Below are 14,775 nucleotides of genomic sequence, written 5' to 3' on the forward strand. Positions count from 1 at the left end.
GCCAAAGCGTAGCTTTGTCTCCCATCCTCTTAGTAAAAGGACGGGATTAAGGAGTAGGATGCAAGCAATGAAAATTTTTTCCCTATTCCCCATTCCCTATTTTCAGTGGAATTCGTAATTTTTGTACCACAAGCGTTTCATTGATTTGGAATGGTGGTTTCTTGATGTAGTGACGTAAAATTATATTCGATATCATTCCCTAGTTCAATGAGTGTTTTGACACCTATTATAATTTTCTGCTAAATGCTATACTATTTTTCCTCAACAGCTAAGTAATAATTCTAGGTTGTAAGGAAAATTTTTACCATGTCTTCTAAAAAGACAGACGCTCTGTTGAATTGGTTGATAACTTTAACAGTTATATTTGGCTGCTCGTTGACTGTAATTTTCTTCGCCTTGTCCAGTATTAAAGAATTGTCAATTCAAGAAAAAATCCAGTATAGAAACCAAGCTTTAACAACTACTGCTATAGTTTTTCTGGCATCGGCAGCAATGTTTAATACTTATTATGCAGCAAGGCGTGCCCAAGCGATGCAGAAGAGTGCCATCGCATCTGAGAAAAACTTAGAAATTGGCCTGCAAAATGCAAAACTCAATCAAGACAGATTGATTGCAGAGCGCTTTATGGGCGCAATTGCCCAGCTTGGCCACGAAAAGGTTGAAACCCGGACAGGCGCAATTTATGCATTGGAAAGGGTTGCTCAGGATTTTCCTCAAGAACACTGGACAATTATGGAAATCCTCACTGCCTTTGTGCGAGAGAATACACCTATCCAGCAGGTAAAAGGGGAGCAACAACAGCCAGAATATCAAGGAGCAGTTTACTCAAGTCGGCGTAGAGGTGGGTCGCATCCGACACCGCAGTTGGAGCAAAATCTCGATGAAGAATTCCCAAAAATACGCACCGATATTCAAGCAGCCCTGACTGTTATCGGCAGGCGTAATTTACTTGAAGACCCAAAAGATCAGAAACTTGATTTACGTAACACCGATATTAGACAAGCAGACCTGCTAAAAACTAACCTGCAACAAGCTGACCTGCGTGGAGCTGACTTGAGTGGGGCTGACTTACGTGGGGCTGACTTGAGTGGAGCAGACCTTACTGGCGCTAAACTTATTAAGTCGATTCTTTATGAAACCAAATTACTAAAAGCTAGTTTGTATGGAGCCAACCTTTGTTGGGCTAACCTGAATCGTACTGACCTCTCTGGAGCAAACCTGCGTTCAGCCAACCTCTCTGGTGCAAGTCTGCGTGCAGCTAATTTACAGGGGGCGAACCTTTATAAAGCTAACTTGCAACAAGCGACCTTAAAAGTTGCTAACCTCTCTGGAGCAAAGTTGTTTTTAGCTAACTTGCAAGGAGCAAAATTGGGTAAAGCCAATCTGCACCAAACGGGTTTGATTGGTGCTAACCTCTGTGGGGCTAACTTAAATGGAGCTAACCTTTCTGGGGCTAATTTGAATGCAGCCAAACTTCACCAAACAGAAGTCTATTTTGCCAACCTTTCGGAAGCTAGCTTAACGGAAGCTGACCTGTATCAGGCTAATCTGATTGGAGCAAACCTGTATAGGGCAACTTTTTATCAAGCTAACCTGACTCAGGCAAACCTGATGGGAGCTAACTTTTTACAAGCTAATCTCAATGATGTCAAACTGGAAGGGACTATTTTGACAGGAGCGAAAAACTTAGAGTTGCAGCAGATTAGAAAGGCGCTTGGCGATCGCACTACTCGTCTACCTGATTATATCGAAGCACCGACAAATTGGCGGCAATCTAGTTAAGCGATCGCAGCATCATTCGTTATTTGGGCGTATTCTACCGTTTTTTCTTAATGCTATAGTTTTTACCAAAAGTCTCCGTAATAATTATGGAGATGAAAAATCAGCTTATTGATTGTTAGCAATAATCTCTTCAAGCTCTTGAGTACTAACATTCACAGCCTGAGTATAATTTTCATCCCAACAAGCTGCAAAATCGTAGCCTGAAGCTGTACAAAGCTGAACATAATAAGCACGCACGTCACATTCCCTACGTCCGATTCTCAATTCGTAATTATCAGGATCGGCATCTTGCAAATTCATAATGGTATTACAAATTTGAATAGTTGTAAGCGTTTCTGGATCAAAGGCTTGAGCATTACTTTTAAGTGAAAAGCTGAAAACAGTAAGTGGGACAACAAATAAACTTGCTACCAATTTTCCAGAAATTTTTTTCATTTTTTCGCACCTTTGTTTACTGTAATAGGCATCCATTTTCTTTACTGAGGCACTAAAGCGATCGCATTTCAAATACTCAGAATAATAAGTGCGATCGCCTTTGACTCCTTTGGCAAGCAATTAATAATCTACTCACCACCCATCAACGCCGAAACAAAAGCTGCACCCACAGCTAATATGCCTAGAGAACGAGTGGTTCCCATCGTCGAATCAGAGATGATATTGCCCTCTGTGTTTACTACCATATGTTGCTGACCATTTGTTCCTTGATAGTAGACTATGAATCCATTCTCTCCTTCTGCATAACCCTGATACTCCGCAAAAGGATGGTACTCACTAACAATTTTGTTAAATATATTGTGCATAACATATTCAGACGCAGACATATTTAAAACTACTGATTTTTTGGTGAATCTCTTGTGAGCATTCCATTGAAATTCAAGTATGAAACGAAATCAAAATTAAAGGAAAAACTCCAATAAATAGAAAAAATTAAAAACGATTAAATTCTTTGCTATTTAATATGTAAGTTAGTTTTTTTTGTTAATTAATCGTTCCTGATAGTTTTTAGATTAAACTGATTTTCAAAATAAATATTTCAACTCGTTGCTCATCTAGTTGCAGATTTCAACCAAGCAGACTGCATAAAACTGCAATCACCAATTTGCAAAACATTTCTGTCATGAACGCTTATCAAGAGAAAATCATAAGTTTATTATCTAAATAGCGGTATACTACAAATCAAATTAATTATTTTCATCAGAGCTTATGGTTACGCGATCGCCACAGCATCAAGCTATTATTGTGCAACTATCCTCAACAACACAATCTTTTAATCAAACTGCTGCGAGCGATAAAAAATTCTTCAATCTGTGTTGGAAAATAGCAAGTGCGTGGAGTTTATTTGGAATAGTCGCATTTGTTCCAACTCCTGTTTTTGCCCAAAGTGCGATCGCGCCTGACAACACATTAGGGGCTGAAAGTTCCCAAGTTGTAACTAATTTTAATGGTTTACCAGTTGAAGTAATTACTGGTGGTGCAACTCGCGGAATTAACTTGTTTCATAGTTTCCAAGAATTTAACATCAGCGAGGGACGGGAAGCTTATTTTTTAAGTCCTAGTGCAGATATTCAGAATATTTTGGCGAGGGTGACGGGTGGAAACCGCTCTGAGATATTAGGTAAGCTGGGTACTTCTGGCAACTCGCAGCCGAATTTATTTCTAATAAATCCTAATGGGATTATTTTTGGAGAAAAAGCCAGTTTAGATGTGCAGGGTTCGTTCGTTGCGACAACTGCAAATGGGGTGCAGTTTGAGAATCAGGGAAATTTTAGTGCCACAAATCCCCAAGCAGCACCTTTGTTATCGGTGAATCCTTCAGCGTTGCTGTTTAATCAGATTAATCAAGGAGAAATAATTAACCGTAGTCGTCAAGTTGCGACACTGGGAAGTTTTTATTTAATAGGTGGAGATATTACATTTGATGGTGGTGTTGCAAGTTCGTTAGGAAATAGTTTGGAATTGGGTGCAGTTGCAGGAACAGGAAATGTTGAGTTGATTGGTAGCGGTAATCAAATACAGTTAGCCTTCCCAGAAAATGTACCAAAAGCGGATATTGTTCTGCAAAATAACGCCTTTGCTTTGACAAGTGGAGGGAGTGCAATTACTGTTAACGCTCGTAACATAAGCCTATCTGGGAATAGTTTTATTGGTTCATTACTTCAAAATGGGGAAGGTCAACCAAGTGTTGCTGCGGGAGATGTTGTAGTTAATGCCACTGGCAATGTCACGCTGGATAATCTTAGTAATATTACAAGTCGGGGTGCGGAAAACTCTTTCGGTGATACCGGAAATATTGCAATTGATGCCCAATCTATTCGCCTCACAAACGGAAGTCTAATCGATAGTAATGGCCCGAAAAATCGGGGAGATATTATTTTAAATGCCAAAAATAATGTTAGCCTCAATGGCAATAGTTTTATTACTACCAGTGGAATCTTCAATCCGATAGGTAAAGCTGGTGACATTACAATCACAACTGGAAAAATTAATTTAAGCAATCAATCTGGAATTAGTTCTGCCAATACTGGACAAGGGCAAGGTGGAAAAATAGCCCTAAAAGCTCAAGAAGCCATTTTGCTGAATAGTGGAAGTAATATTTCAAGCAGTTCTACTGCGTCTGCTTTTGGTCAGGTTAACGATCTGCCTAGCGGTGATATTGAAATCAACACGAGAAACCTCACACTTGATGGTAGCAATACCTTGATCGATTCTTCAAATCTTGATGAGGGAAGGGGTGGCAATATTCAGATTTTCGCTGAGGACTCAATTTTATTAAATGGTCTTGCGTTCATTTTATCTTCTAGTAATGGTCAAGGCGATGCTGGAAATATTCAGCTTGAAACGCGATTGCTTACACTTACTAACGGTGGAAACATTGGTACGCAATCGTCAGGACGTGGTAATAGTGGCAATCTATTAGTGAACACTTCAAACTCCGTAACTTTGAGCGGCATAACAACATTTATTGATCCACAAACTGGAGAGACAAGTACTACAGGAAGTAGGCTAACAACTAGCGCTTTGGGTACTGGAAATAGTGGGCAATTAACTATTAATACGCAACGATTAAGCATTAGCGATGGTGGAGATATTACAACTAGAAGTAGTAACCTTGGCCACGGAGGAGATTTGATAATCAATGCCAAAGACTATGTAGAGGTTTTAGGTGGTTCACCCACTGGTCGCAGCGCTATCTCTACTAGTGCTTTAGGGTCTGGAGATGCAGGGAGTATGAGGATTAACGCAGGTCGTTTAAGCATTCGTGATGGAGGACAAGTCAGTACTTCTACCTTAGGTAAAGGAAAGGGAGGAAATTTGACTGTTAATGCTGACCGTAGCGTGGAACTCATTGGTACATCTATTGACGGTCGTTTTTTTAGTGCTTTGGCTGCTTCTGCTGAATCGCGTTCATCTGGGAATGCAGGAGATTTGACGATTACCACCCCAGATTTACTTGTGCGAGATGGGGCACAGGTTAGTACTGGTACATTTGGTACAGGTAAGGGAGGAAATTTATTTGTAAATGCCTCAAATAAAGTAGAACTGATTGGTATCTCTGCGGATGGTCGAACTATTAGCGCCTTGGGTGCTTCTGCTCAGACAGGCTCAAGTGGAAATGCAGGAAATTTGACTATTGAAACTCAAGATTTATTTATACGAGATGGAGCAACAGTTATCACTGCTACATTTGGTACAGGCAATGGAGGAAATTTGACAGTCAATGCAAGCGGTAGCGTAGAAGTAATTGGCGCGTCTGCTAATCGTCTTTTTAACAGTAGATTGAGTACATCTGCGAACCAAGGCTTAACAGGAAACGCGGGAGGCTTAACGATTAACGCCCAAAATTTACTTGTGCGCGATGGTGGACAGGTGGATGCAGCCACATTTGGTCAGGGTAAAGGGGGAAATTTAACTGTTAATGCCACAGGTAAAGTAGAACTGATTGGTACATCAGCAGATGTTAGTCTTTTTACTACTTTGGCTACTTCTGCTGAAGCAGGTTTAACTGGGGATGCAGGTGATTTGGCAATTAACGCCCAAGATTTATTTGTACGGGATGGGGCACAGATAATTGCTTCAACATCTGGTAGAGGTAAAGCAGGTAATTTAACTATAAACGCTTCTGGTAAGGTAGAACTAATTGGTATCTCTGCTGATAGTAGTTTTGTTAGTGGTTTGAGTGCTTCCACTAACCAAGATTCGACAGGCGATGCGGGAAAATTGACGATTACCACCCAAGATTTACTTGTGCGAAATGGGGCAGCAATTAGCACTGCTACATTTGGTGCAGGTAAGGGAGGAAATTTAACTGTCAATGCTGCCAATAGCGTGGAACTAACTGGTACATCTATTGATGGTCGTTTTTTAAGTGGTTTGAGTGCTTCTGCCTATGCAGGGTCAACTGGAGATGCAGGAAATTTGCAGGTTGATACCCAAAACTTACTGGTGCGAGATGGGGCACAAGTATTTACTGGCACATTTGGTACTGGAAAAGCTGGAAATTTAACTGTTAATGCTTCACGCCAAGTTGAGTTGATTGGTAGGTCTGCTGATGGTCGTTTTCCTAGTGGCTTGTTAGCTTCAGCTGAACCCAACTCAACAGGAAATGCTGGAGATATGAGAATTAACACTCCTCAATTACTTGTACGCAATGGTGCAGAAGTATCGGTCAATGCCAGAGGAACAGGTAATGCAGGTATTATGTCCATTAACGCTAACACCATCCGCCTAGACAATAAAGCCTCTCTCAACGCCAACACCCGCAGTCCAAATAAAGACCCCAACCGCGAACAAGCCACCATCAACCTCAACACTCAAAATTTAACTCTCCGTCAAGGTAGCAGCATTACTACCGATGCCACAGGCGAGAATGTCATTGGTGGTAACATCAACATCAATACAAAATTTTTAATTGCTCCAGAAAATAGCCGCATCAGTGCTAACTCAGATAACTCTCGCGGTGGTCAAGTGAGAATCAACGCCCAAGGTGTATTTGTTGGCACTCAGCCCAGCGATGTCTCGCAATACATCACAGCCACTTCGGGAGTTGGTTTATCGGGAAATGTTGATGTTAACTCCCCTGATAACAGTTCAATTCAAAATAGCCTCACCTCATTCCCCACAAATGCGATTGACACCAACACGCTCATTGCTAATAGCTGCATAGCTCGTGCAAATAAAAAACAAGAAAATAGCTTCATCATCACAGGTGGAGGTGCTTTACCCAACCGTCCCGGTGATGTATTAATGTCTAACTATTCCACAGATAGAGTGCGTGGTGTCAATAATGAAATTACATTACGTCCTTGGAAAAAAGGCGATCCAATTGTCGAACCAACTGGTGTATATCGACTCTCCGACGGACGACTGGTAATGAGTCGTCCATGCGAATAATTGCGATCGCAAGTCAGAAAACTGTTTGATGATTGGCTAAAATGGAGCGCAAGCCAAACAAACGAAAGCCTTATGACTGCTGTTTCGAGCGACTTATAATAAGGTGCTACATCACCATTACAGGTGGAGGTGCTTTACCCAACTATCTCGGTGATATATCAATGTCCAATTATTCCACAGCATAAATTAGTATGCAGAGACATTACATATAACGTCTCTGCAAGGATTTTATTATTACGTGAAATTATTTTACAGTAGCCGCCTAAAGCTAATTTCTTCGAGTTTCATTGCATGTGTCTTCGTACTACTGTTGTACAAACCAATGTATAAGCTTCATAGCACCGTTGATTATTGCTTTTCTATTCTCTTGCTCTATTTGTTCCTGTCTATCTTTTTTAAGTTGATCGTTCTCCAATTTTAGATAAGCTATCTTACCTATCAGTTGGGAAAGCATAATTATCATCGCAACTATTATCAGACCTAAAATGTACGGAAGCCCATTCTCCGCAATTCCCAAAGATGTGATCAGCCAGTCACAGAATGTAGCGATGACATTGAATAACCACTCTGAGGAGGTAATTAACCAGTGAAATCCTGCGATCGCTACTCTCACTACAGCAATATATAGAAAGTAAACTACAGAAGCGATCGCCTGTACACAAATAATACTCCAACTCAATATACTTACCAACGCACCGATCAGCCAGTGTACAGACGTATTAACGAAATCAGTTAAATTTTCTATCATGTTGCGTTCCTATTTTCATTCAAGCTTGCAATTAGTTCGCTGAAAACATACTTTTAGAGGCTGTATTCTTTATCGAAACTAGCTTCTTTGAGTTGTTCCTTTGCTGCATTGAGTTCAGCCTCAGTAGCTTTCAGATTACTCTCAATTGTTTTCAGTTCAATCTTGGTTGTTTTCAGATTACTGTCAGTTGTTTTTAATTCAGCCTCAGCAGCTTTCAACTTACTCTTAGTTGCTTTCAGTTCAGTCTCAGATGTTTTCAGTTCCGCCTCAGCGGCTTGCAACTTACTCTTAGTTGCTTCTAACTCATCCTCGTTTGCTTTCAGCTTGCTCTCAGTTACTTCTAACTCACTCTTGATTCTTTTAAGATCGTTGTCAGTCAACTTCAATTGTTTAGTTGAAGTTTTCCATATAATTAGAGAGAAGACAATTACTTCTAGCAATACAAAATCTTCTAAATTTCTGTGAGCATTAAAGCTGATATATAACGCTGCTGCTCCAGTGATAATCCAAAGATTGAGGACTGATTGTGCTAGGTTATCATCCATTTTATCTGATAAATAATCACCAGTTTCAATCTTGCTAACAAACCATTTTCCAGCTACAAATGACAGACTGCTAATAACGGATATTAGAATTCCCTCGAAAAGTTGTACTTCATCCGTCAGGCTGTTATTTACTAGAACGCCAAGTAGGATAAATGCAGTAAAAAAACTAAAGCTAAACATTACAATTGGGAGAAATCGCTTAACAGAACCCATATTTCGACTCCAAGGATTTTTTCTAATTATTGAATGCGAGCGATCGCACTATGCAAAAATCTAGTAAATGCGCGTTTTAAAAACATGCGATCGCACTTAGTACTACTTGGAAAACAATAATTACTCCAAGTTACAGACTAGCTTTTTGAATTGGCATTTCTTTATTTTCAATTCGAGTAATTTAATGAGTAACTCAATTACTTTTGCTTTACTTGTATATTACAGTTATTGATAACTGAATTCATGCACCATTTCTGCTTATTGATGTGCATAAGTTTACTACTTAGACTGCAACTTTATGCACATCTATATTTAATAACAATAAATAGTCTGACAATTTCTTTAAAACTTCAAACACTTAAAAATGTTGATAGCGCACTGAGAAATTAAATCCATTATCTTGCAGTGAGTCACCTTTATTATCTACTTCAAACAGTGGAATTGCGTAGTCTGCGCGTAAAATTAATCCCTGAAACGGTTGCGATCGCAAGCCTAAACCCAAGCTAGTAAGGGTTTGGAGACTAAGATTACTAACGCGAAACTAAACAGACAAAAATAATCACTCAATCTGAAGAAGTTTTTTCCGAAATAGCCGCTTTATCGTCTGTATAATCACTGAAATGGGCAAGAGCGTTAAGCTGATTTTGGGTAATTTGTGATGAAACTAGATTTAGTCAGGTTTTTTCAAGCTTGCAACCCCAGTAAAACTCTGGTCGTGAGCAAACCGGAGGATAGACAATATTATATTGATTTCTCCAAAGTGCGTGGTGCCAAGATTATTGAAGAACTTGGGCGAACTATCACCCGCCTTTCACCTGAGCAACCCACTTGTCAATTGTTTACCGGACATATCGGTTGTGGCAAATCCACTGAATTACTGCGGCTAAAGGCAGAGTTAGAGCAGCAGGGATTTCATGTGGTTTATTTCGAGTCTAGCCAAAGCCTGGATATGGCTGATATTGATGTTACAGATATTTTATTAGCAGTAGCTCGTGAAGTTAGTCAAAGTCTGGAAGCAATCAAAATTAACCTCAAACCAGGATACTTTAAAAATCTGTTTACAGAAATTTCTGAGTTTTTGCAAACGCCGCTAGATATAGGCGTTGAGGCGGAATTATCTGTAGGTATTGCCAAGATTACCGCCAAAACTAAAGATAGTCCCAAACTTCGCTCTCAGTTACGGCAATATTTAGAACCGCGCACCAATGGCATTTTAGAATCAATTAACAAAGAATTGCTCAAGCCTGCTAGAGAAAAACTCAAGCAGCAGGGGAAAAAAGGACTAGTGGTAATTATAGATAATCTCGACAGAGTGGATAATTCTCAAAAACCTTCCGGTCATTATCAGCCAGAATATCTCTTTGTGGAACGGGGCGAACAGTTAAACCAGCTAAATTGTCATGTTGTTTATACCATTCCGTTAGTGTTGATTTTTTCCAACGCTTTAGGAAGGTTAACAAATCGCTTTGGCGTAGACCCCAAGGTTTTGCCGATGGTTCCTGTGGAATTACAAGATGGTTCGCAATTTTCACAGGGAATTGTACTGCTGCAACAGATGGTTATGGCCAGGGCTTTTCCTGGTGTCAGTTGGGAACAAAGTCGGAATTTAATTACTGAAGTTTTTGATAATCCTGATACTTTAGAGCGACTTTGCCAAGTTAGCGGTGGTCATTTGCGTAACTTGTTAATGTTATTGTTTCGTTGTCTTCAGCAAGAAGACCCACCTTTGTCGCAAGAGTGTGTGGATAGGGTGATTAAACAACGCCGCAATGAGCTAACTTTGGCAATTACGCCTGATGAATGGGAATTACTACGTGAGGTAGCGCAAGAGAAAAACTTGAGAGGTCACGAAAGATACGAACTTTTGCTCCGCAGTATGTTTGTATTTGAATACCGGAATGAGGATGGTTCGTGGTTTGATATCAATCCGATTTTGGCAGAAGCCAAAGAATTTAGGTTATAAATCGGCAGTAGAGGCGTCAGCCCCTTTGGGGAAGTCAAAAGTCAAAAGTCAAAAGTCAAAAATTTTGAATCCCATAAATAAATTTCGGGGCTTGTACCTTTTTCTTTCTGGTCAGCAATTACGGGAACCGTATCAACAAGTGCGGGAGCTACATCAGCAAGTGCGGGAGCTATATCAGCAAGTGCGGGAGCTACATCAACAAGTGCGGGAGCTGCATCAGCAAGTGCGGGAGCTACATCAACAAGTGCGGGAGCTACATCAACAAGTGCGGGAGCTATATCAGCAAGTGTGGAAGCTATATCAGCAAGTGTGGGAGCTACATCAGCAAGTGCGGGAGCCGTGTCAGTTGTCATCTTCACAACTACAGCTTTTTACAACTAGCAGAAATCGTCCTTTCTGCCTCCTGCCTGCTGCCTCCTGCCTCAAAACCCGTAGCTTTATACTTCATGCAAAAGAAAACTGCTTTATGTTATGAGTAATCAGCAAGAGCCAGAAAATTTAGCCTTTGACAATGAGCATTCATTGCAAACTCTGGTGCGAACAATTACCCTTTCTCAGGAAACATTTTCGCTGATTTTACTGCGCTGTAACTATGCTGATTTACGTCAGCGTATGGTAGAACGCCTGCGCCAATTATCTCCTGTACACATTTGCGAAATTACCTTACCTGCATCAGTCAAAACGCTTTACACAAATATACGCGAACAACTGGGAGATGAACAGCCACCTGCATTGATGATTTTTGGTTTAGAGTCGGTTAAAGATATTGATACAGTTCTGACTTCAGCTAACCAAGTACGGGAGGAGTTTAGAAAGAACTTCCCGTTTCCGATATTGTTGTGGGTTAATGACCAAGTTCTGCAAAAATTTATTCGATTAGCAACTGATTTAGAGAATTGGGCAACTATTATTGAGTTTGAAAACCCTACTGATGAGTTAGTCAACTTCCTTCAGCAAAAAACTGATGAAATCTTTGCTGGTAATATCACGCCCAATTCCCAAATGTGCCGGGAACTAGAAACCGCCCGTGAAGATTTGCAAAATCGAGGAGAAGTATTAGAAGCAGCACTTCAAGCAAGTTTAGAGTTTTTGCTTGGTTTAAATGATTATCTACATGACCAGATAGATTCTGCTCTATCACATTATCAACAAAGTTTAGAGTTCTGGCGACAAAGTAATTATTTAGAGCGACAAGGTATATTACTCGTTAATATTGCTTCAGCTTATAACCGCCAATCGGAAAAAAATCAGACAGAAAATCAACGCTATTGGCAAGAGTCGAGAAATTACTTTCAGCAAGCTATTGAGATTTTTGAACAAGCACAACGTTCAGATTTAGTTGCAAAACATATTACTAAACTGGGTGAAGTGCTACGACGTTTACAAGCATGGTCAGAGTTGCAAAGCCTTGTGGAAAAATCTCTGCCGCTACATCAAAATTATGGCACGCCGTTGCAGTTGGGTAAAGATTATGGTTTTTTGGCAGAAGTAGCCTTAGAACAGTCACGCTGGCAAGAAGCTAATCAACTTGCTGGACAAGCATTGCAAATATTAGCTGATATCCCTAATCTTCAATCAGATGAATTGGGATTATATCGGTTTATTTTAGCCAAATCTCAACAGGGATTAGGTGAATATCAAGTAGCAATTAATAGTTTAAAAGCTGCAAAACTGGAAAGCAATCATCAGTACAACCCACAATTATATATATCTATATTAGAAAGGTTGCGTTTACTCTACTTTGAACAAGGTGAATATCTCAAAGCTTTTCATATTAAACAAGAGCAATTACAAATTGAACAGCAGTATGGTTTTCGCGCCTTTGTTGGGGCATCATATTTAAATCCTCAGCGACAGGCAATTAATTCTACACAGTTACAAGTTGAAAATCCTGAAACCATTGCTGAAGAAATTGCCGCTTCTGGTCGGGGACAAGATGTGAAGCGGTTGCGAGAAAGAATTGGCGGGACTGAGCATAAATTGACTGTAATTCATGGTCAGTCAGGAGTGGGAAAAAGTTCGATTTTGCAGGGTGGATTAATACCAGCACTGCAACAGCAAGCAATTGGTGAGCGAGATGCTTTACCCATTTTGTTGCGAGTTTATACAGATTGGGTGGGAGTGTTGGGGCAGAGTTTAGCTAAGGCTTTTGAGGAAGTTAGAGGTATTCAATTATCTGTTAATCTTGATTCTTCAGCCGCTATTTTAGAACAATTGCAGAGAAATGCTGACCGAAATTTGTTGACGGTTTTAATGTTTGACCAGTTTGAGGAGTTTTTCTTTGTTTATCCAGACCAGGGTCAACGACGAGAATTTTATGAGTTTTTACGAATTTGTCTGGATATTCCTTTTGTCAAGGTAATTCTATCTTTACGGGAAGATTATTTACCTAATTTATTAGAGTTAGAGCGTCTGTTTAATTTGACTGCAATTAATAATAATATTCTCGATAAAAATATTCGCTATTATTTGGGTAACTTTTCGCCCGATGATGCTAAAGCTGTTGTGCAAAGTTTAACAGCACGCTCTCATTTTTATTTAGAGCCTGCACTGATTGAGCAATTAGTCCAGGATTTAGCAGGTGATTTGGGGGAAGTTCGCCCGATTGAGTTACAAATTGTGGGGACGCAATTGCAAACTGATAAAATTACAACTTTAGAAAAGTATCGTCAGTTTGGCACTAAAGAAAAACTGGTTGAGCGATTTTTAGAAGAAGTCATCGATGATTGTGGGGCGGAGAATGAACAGGTTGCACGACTGGTTTTATATTTACTCACAGATGAAAATGGTACTCGTCCCCTGAAGACTCGTGCTGAGTTAGCAGCAGATTTGCCAGCAGAAGTTGAGAAACTAGATTTGGTGTTAGAGATTTTCGTGGACTCAAGGTTAGTATTGCAGTTACCAGAATCTCCGGCTGACCGTTATCAACTGGTGCATGATTACCTCGTGTCGTTTATTCGCCAACAACAGGGCAATGAAATATTAGCAGAACTAGCTAGAGAGCGAGAACAACGCCTGCAAGCAGAAGAGAAGCTGAAGCGTGAACAAGATGCGAGGCAGATATTAGTTGATGCTCAACAAGAAGCCAAGCGACAAATTCGCCAAGGACGGATGCAGTTGACGGTGAGTTCTGGTTTAGCGGTGTGTCTATTATTATTGGCAGGTATATCATCAAGATATGCATTGAGTCAAATTCAAGTGGCTGAAGATGCTGGTAATAAAAAGCAACAGGCAGAAAAAAACTTTACAACTGCTCAAGCCAAGTACAATCAAGTAACTCAACGCTTGCAAGCTACACAAAAGCAACAGGTAGTAATACAAAATAAAGCGGATGAATTAGAAACTAAGAAGAAAGTTGCAGAGCAAAAATTTCAAGCAGCGCAGAAGAATCAGAAAGCCGCAGAAGGAGAATCAAAATTAGCAAAACAGAAAACTCAACAGGCGAACCAAAACTTACTGGCTGCTAAAGCAGACTTGGAAGAGGTAAACCAGAAAGCCTCAGAATTACAAGAGAAAAATGCCCAAGCACAGGAAAGAATTAAAACGGTAAGCGAAAAAGTAAAAACTGCTGAAGTAAAATTACAACAAGCAGCGACAAAACAACAGCAAGCAGAATCTCAAGCTCAACAAGCCCAAACCACCCTTAACCAAGCGCAAGCAAAACTTGCACAAGCACAGAAAGCAACAGCAGCAGCAGAAGCAGCACGTAAAGAAGCACAAAAGGGAACGGAATTAGAACGGGCAAGTACTAACGTCTTAAGACAGTTTGAGTATGCGGGCGAGTTAGAATCGCTGGTGGCAGCAGTGCAGAGTGGGAAAGAGTTAAAAACTTTGGTAAAAGATGGTCGCCCTTTAGAAAAATATCCAGCTATTAGCCCTATTTTTGCTTTGGATAGTATTCTCGATAAAATTAAAGAACGTAACCAGTTCCAAGGGCATCAAGCTCCTGTCTCAAGTGTGAGTTTCAGCCCGGACGGCAAAACCATCGCTACGGCATCACTTGACGGTACAGCGCGGTTGTGGAACCTGCAAGGGCAACTGCTGCAAGAATTCAAAGGGCATCAAGGCTTAGTCAGGGGTGTGAGTTTCAGCCCGGACGGCAAAACCATCGCTACGGCATCACTTGACGGTAC

9 protein-coding genes are annotated in these 14,775 nt (G+C 40.4%); 4 read left to right on the top strand and 5 right to left on the bottom strand.

The window, feature by feature from the left end:
* Nucleotides 1-306 precede the first annotated feature (306 nt).
* Nucleotides 307-1,782: a pentapeptide repeat-containing protein gene (locus tag HWQ58_RS21565; protein WP_292866966.1), complete on the top strand. Its 1,476-nt coding sequence runs from the start codon at nt 307-309 to the stop codon at nt 1,780-1,782.
* Between the two features lie 105 nt (nt 1,783-1,887).
* On the opposite strand, the gene HWQ58_RS21570 is transcribed toward HWQ58_RS21565, so the two are convergent.
* A complete protein-coding gene (locus HWQ58_RS21570; RefSeq protein WP_292866967.1) occupies nt 1,888-2,337 on the bottom strand; it encodes a hypothetical protein in 450 nt (149 codons plus the stop codon).
* Nucleotides 2,338-2,345: 8 nt separating this feature from the next.
* Nucleotides 2,346-2,603: a hypothetical protein gene (locus HWQ58_RS21575; protein WP_292866969.1), complete on the bottom strand. Its 258-nt coding sequence runs from the start codon at nt 2,601-2,603 to the stop codon at nt 2,346-2,348.
* Nucleotides 2,604-2,985: 382 nt separating this feature from the next.
* Here HWQ58_RS21575 and HWQ58_RS21580 point away from each other — a divergent pair, with 382 nt between their 5' ends.
* On the top strand, nt 2,986-7,173 hold the full coding sequence (locus tag HWQ58_RS21580) for a filamentous hemagglutinin N-terminal domain-containing protein (protein ID WP_292866971.1): 4,188 nt from the start codon (nt 2,986-2,988) through the stop codon (nt 7,171-7,173).
* A 304-nt stretch (nt 7,174-7,477) separates the two neighbouring features.
* On the opposite strand, the gene HWQ58_RS21585 is transcribed toward HWQ58_RS21580, so the two are convergent.
* Together HWQ58_RS21585 and HWQ58_RS21590 are read right to left on the bottom strand one after the other, a co-directional pair.
* Nucleotides 7,478-7,921 (bottom strand): hypothetical protein, encoded by a 444-nt coding sequence (locus HWQ58_RS21585; protein WP_292866973.1) that lies wholly within the window; start codon nt 7,919-7,921, stop codon nt 7,478-7,480.
* Between the two features lie 53 nt (nt 7,922-7,974).
* Nucleotides 7,975-8,679, bottom strand: coding sequence for a DUF4097 family beta strand repeat-containing protein (locus HWQ58_RS21590; protein ID WP_292866975.1), 705 nt, complete (start codon nt 8,677-8,679; stop codon nt 7,975-7,977).
* 658 nt (nt 8,680-9,337) lie between these two features.
* Here HWQ58_RS21590 and HWQ58_RS21595 point away from each other — a divergent pair.
* A complete protein-coding gene (locus tag HWQ58_RS21595; protein WP_292866977.1) occupies nt 9,338-10,642 on the top strand; it encodes a P-loop NTPase fold protein in 1,305 nt (434 codons plus the stop codon).
* Between the two features lie 41 nt (nt 10,643-10,683).
* On the opposite strand, the gene HWQ58_RS21600 is transcribed toward HWQ58_RS21595, so the two are convergent.
* Nucleotides 10,684-10,995, bottom strand: coding sequence for a hypothetical protein (locus HWQ58_RS21600; protein WP_292866979.1), 312 nt, complete (start codon nt 10,993-10,995; stop codon nt 10,684-10,686).
* A gap of 118 nt (nt 10,996-11,113) precedes the next feature.
* Here HWQ58_RS21600 and HWQ58_RS21605 point away from each other — a divergent pair.
* Nucleotides 11,114-14,775 (top strand): hypothetical protein (locus tag HWQ58_RS21605; RefSeq protein ID WP_292866981.1); only part of this gene is annotated, 3,662 nt, incomplete at its 3' end.

The organism is Nostoc sp. LPT, assembly GCF_017115165.1.
Lineage (GTDB): Bacteria > Cyanobacteriota > Cyanobacteriia > Cyanobacteriales > Nostocaceae > Nostoc.

Bases quoted from the DNA above. Each gene is read 5' to 3' on its own strand.
- HWQ58_RS21580 (WP_292866971.1), top strand. From the start codon at position 2,986: ATGGTTACGCGATCGCCACAGCATCAAGCTATTATTGTGCAACTATCC.
- HWQ58_RS21565 (WP_292866966.1), top strand. From the start codon at position 307: ATGTCTTCTAAAAAGACAGACGCTCTGTTGAATTGGTTGATAACTTTA.
- HWQ58_RS21590 (WP_292866975.1), bottom strand. From the start codon at position 8,679: ATGGGTTCTGTTAAGCGATTTCTCCCAATTGTAATGTTTAGCTTTAGT.
- HWQ58_RS21595 (WP_292866977.1), top strand. From the start codon at position 9,338: ATGAAACTAGATTTAGTCAGGTTTTTTCAAGCTTGCAACCCCAGTAAA.
- HWQ58_RS21585 (WP_292866973.1), bottom strand. From the start codon at position 7,921: ATGATAGAAAATTTAACTGATTTCGTTAATACGTCTGTACACTGGCTG.
- HWQ58_RS21600 (WP_292866979.1), bottom strand. From the start codon at position 10,995: ATGACAACTGACACGGCTCCCGCACTTGCTGATGTAGCTCCCACACTT.
- HWQ58_RS21575 (WP_292866969.1), bottom strand. From the start codon at position 2,603: ATGTCTGCGTCTGAATATGTTATGCACAATATATTTAACAAAATTGTT.